The sequence below is a fragment of the Moorella naiadis (nom. illeg.) genome (assembly GCF_051020825.1).
GTDB lineage: Bacteria > Bacillota > DSM-521 > Neomoorellales > Neomoorellaceae > Neomoorella > Neomoorella naiadis.
In genome coordinates, this window is sequence record NZ_JAXGFQ010000061.1 from 1 (window position 1) to 3,408 (window position 3,408).

Annotated in this window: 4 protein-coding genes; 1 reads left to right on the forward strand and 3 read right to left on the reverse strand. The window is 54.5% G+C overall.

The window, feature by feature from the left end:
- Positions 1-273 (forward strand): Rpn/YhgA-type helix-turn-helix domain-containing protein (locus SDD30_RS17130; protein ID WP_494517279.1); only part of this gene is annotated, 273 nt, incomplete at its 5' end.
- 168 nt (positions 274-441) lie between these two features.
- On the opposite strand, the gene SDD30_RS17135 is transcribed toward SDD30_RS17130, so the two are convergent.
- From SDD30_RS17135 to SDD30_RS17145, 3 genes are read right to left on the reverse strand one after another with little or no spacing between them, the layout of a single operon-like run.
- Entirely contained in the window at positions 442-1,902 is a 1,461-nt protein-coding gene (locus tag SDD30_RS17135; protein WP_434076144.1) for an MFS transporter, read from the reverse strand.
- Positions 1,806-2,207 (reverse strand): MarR family winged helix-turn-helix transcriptional regulator, encoded by a 402-nt coding sequence (locus tag SDD30_RS17140; protein ID WP_434076145.1) that lies wholly within the window; start codon positions 2,205-2,207, stop codon positions 1,806-1,808. Before SDD30_RS17140 ends, SDD30_RS17135 begins: the two co-directional genes overlap by 97 nt.
- Positions 2,208-2,209: 2 nt before the next feature.
- Positions 2,210-2,365 (reverse strand): winged helix DNA-binding protein, encoded by a 156-nt coding sequence (locus SDD30_RS17145; RefSeq protein WP_434076146.1) that lies wholly within the window; start codon positions 2,363-2,365, stop codon positions 2,210-2,212.
- Positions 2,366-3,408: the final 1,043 nt, after the last annotated feature.

Here is a 3,408-nt window from a genome sequence, read left to right on the forward strand (position 1 = left end):
ATCCTGGACGCAAGCAATCCCTGGGAGGTGGAACGGATGATTTACAACCTGGAATTGACCCTGGAAGAGATGCAGCAACAGGCTTTGTTGAAAGGCAAGATGGAAGGAAAAATGGAAGGAAAACTGGAAGGCGAACTTGAAGGTGAACTGAAGGGCAAACGGGAAGTAGCCCGAAATCTGCTCCTGTTAAACGTAGATATTGAAACCATCATCAAAGCCACGGGGCTTGCCCCGGAAGAGCTCGCCATGTTGAAGAAACAGCTGGAACAGTGATTTTTTGCTGGCCGTAAATTTAGGAAAAGGCCCGCCTTATCCACCGGGGCGGGCCTTGTTATTATAACTTGCCGGAGCCGCGCGGTCCTTTGCCGGCAATTTTGCAATCGTCTTTCTAGAAGTTTTCCAGGAAATATTAACCCTGTATAACCCTAAGAACTCTTCCCATCAGGCTTTATTCGAACCGGAACCTATTCCCCGACAGTAAACCTCATGATGGCCGCGCATGAGGGCTACGATGGCGGCCACGATGCTAATGATAAAAGACAGCCAGAAAGCCCGGTGCAGGCCGTTAATAAACTCCTGGATGACGATACCCTGGGAACCCACCTGGGTACCGGCGAAAAGCCCCTGCATGGCGGCCGGCGTCATACTGGCAGCGGTCATGGCCAGGCCCAGGGCAATGCTGATTACCATCCCGGCGTTATTCATCATCGTCCTGGTGCCGGCGGCTATGCCGCGGCGCTCAGCGGAGACGGCCCCCATAATAGCGTTGGTATTGGGCGAAAAGAAAAACCCGGACCCCAGGCCCATAACGACCATCCAGGTGATAACCACCGCCATGGAAGTATTAACCTGCAGCCTGGTAAGGCCATAAAGCCCTATGGCCGATACGGCCAGGCCCAGGCTGCTGAGCTCCCGGGAGCCATAGCGATCGGACAGGATACCGCTCACCGGCGCTACGATCATCATCGCCAGGGCAAAGGGAGTTAATAAGATGCCGGCCCACAGGGGGTCAATACCCCAGATGCCCTGGAAAAAGAAGATCAGCAAAAAGGTGACTGCCCCGCGGGCAATGCCATTTAAAAGGTTACTGGTGTAGGCTGCCGCCAGCAGCCGCCGCCGGAAAAGGGACAGATCCAGCATAGGCTGGTCGACGCGGTTTTCTATATAAATGAACAGCACCATGAGTAAACTGCCAAGCACCAGGCTGGCTACTATCCAGGTCGTGTGCCAGCCGACCATATCCCCAAATGTCAGGGCCAGGAGGATGAGGGTAAAACCAATGGTAAAGATCGTAGTCCCCAGCCAATCAAAGCGCTGGCCTTTAGGTAGTTCGATTATTTCCCGAAGCTGGATGGCCGCCCATATGGTGCCAATTATTCCCAGGGGTACATTAAAGAAAAATACCCAGCGCCAGTGCCAGGCCGTTAGGATCCCGCCCAAGATGGGACCGATTACCGCCCCAGCACCAATAACCATACTATTGATCCCCAGGGCACGGCCCAGTTGTTGCCTGGGGAAGACGTCCGTGACAATGGCCGTACTGTTGGCCAGCATCAGGGAACCGCCAACCGCCTGGATAAAACGTGCCGCCACCAGCTGGCCCCCTGTTTGCACCAGGCCGCATAGCAGGGAGGCCAGGGTAAAAAGGGCGAAGCCGCTGACATAGAGCTTCTTCCGGCCGATGATATCCGCCACCCGGCCGATGGCCGGCACCAGGACCGTCACCGCCAGCATATAGATCATCAAGGTCCAAATAATAGTTTCCATGGAGGCATGTAGCGACCTGGCAATAGCCGGGAGAGCGATCAGCAGGGTATTACTATTGAGAACTGATAGCAGGGCACCCAGGGTGGTACAAGAAAGGGCATACCACTTATAATTTTCCTTGGTTCGAGCCAGCATCTCTCTCTTTCTCCTTTACATTGCTTTCTTAAATTGGTGAGGATTACCCGCAGGGCAGCATTCAGCTGCCCTGCATCCAGGGCTTGGGTTTCGTCCGGCCCGGCCATGGCCCTGGCCAGAACATCGGAACGGAAATCTAGAATCCCCGCCAGGAACTCCTCCCCGGTCGTAGTCAGGTCGAGGAAAACAAGGCGGCGGTCATTTTCATCCCGCCAGCGCCGGACCAGACCTTCGGCCACCAGGCCGTCTACCAGGCCGGTAACCGTCCCCGGAGCCAGCAGGAGCCGTCGCTGCAATTCCCCCATGGTCAGCTTTTCTCTGGCGGCAGGTTGCTCAAGACCCAGAAGCGGGCCATGGTCAACCCCCTGTCACTTAAGTAACTCCCGGTGTAATGGTTCATCAGGTGGTTTATTTGCCGCAGTAAGTACTCCAGCTCCTTGGTTACCTCCGCCTGGCCGACCAACGCCTTTTGCCTCCCGTATATTTTGGAACCCAAATATTAATTTTAGCTCTGACCCTGCCATTTGTCAACAAACAACTTGGCTGATGTGTCATCGGACAGTGATATTGTCACCCTATAAGCGGACTGAGAAAATGTCACTATGAGAGGAGAAATCTTTTTGAGTGCCAAAGAGTCCCGCAGGGTCGGGGAGGCTCAGTAGGCATCAGATCCCTGCCCCCATGTTTTCTGCCGGGGCTTGTACATCTTTACAACCTTAGTAAGCTTTTCTGTATCCAGACTGTAAATCCCTGCCTCTTCCCTGCAAAGACCCAGTTTAACCAAAAACTTTAAGGCCACCCGTATTCGATATACCGACTGAGCGCTCCCTAACCCCTGACTTAAAGCCAGGTCTTCCGGCGTCGCACAGTTATTCCCGGCCAGAGCAGCCAGCACTTTATCACAGTATTCCCCGTAACCGCCTAGCTTTTTGGTTGTATAGGTACGGGCCTTCCTGAGCAGTTTTATTACCGCTGGGTGTTGCAACAGATTGTCTACAGCAAAACTATCTACTGCCCGAGTTCGACAGTTCGAAGGCACATAGGAGTGCCTTAAATGTAGGCACCAGAAGGCTTTCCGGCCCGATCTATAAAACATGTCGTGTAACTACAGCGCCTGGCGTGGGTCCAGCTTGAAGAAGAGCGGGGGCTCTGCCATGCCCAGAGGGGAAAAACTGGAGGAACTGCGGGCCTGGCTATTCCGTCACGGCAGCGACTGAGGTTGCTCAGCAAAAAACCCCGGAATCTCCTTCCGGGGCCAAGCGAAAAGTTTGCTATAACGTTTACTTAGTCTGTCGTCCATCTAGAGCCTCCCCGTGGCTAAAGCCGGGGGGCTTTACGGCGCCTTTAGTAGCTGCTGACTCAGGCCGCCAACTGCCTGATCCGGGCTTCAATAAGTTCCGGGGTCAATCCACCTAGGTCTAGGACCTCAGTAATCCGGCCGTCCTGCATTAAAACCAGGCAGGCGTCACCCTGGAGACCCAGGCGCAGGGCCATACCCTTGCCTTT

Excerpts from the sequence above, each read along its gene's own strand:
- SDD30_RS17135 (WP_434076144.1), bottom strand. The coding sequence starts at position 1,902 with ATGCTGGCTCGAACCAAGGAAAATTATAAGTGGTATGCCCTTTCTTGT.
- SDD30_RS17140 (WP_434076145.1), bottom strand. The coding sequence starts at position 2,207 with ATGGGGGAATTGCAGCGACGGCTCCTGCTGGCTCCGGGGACGGTTACC.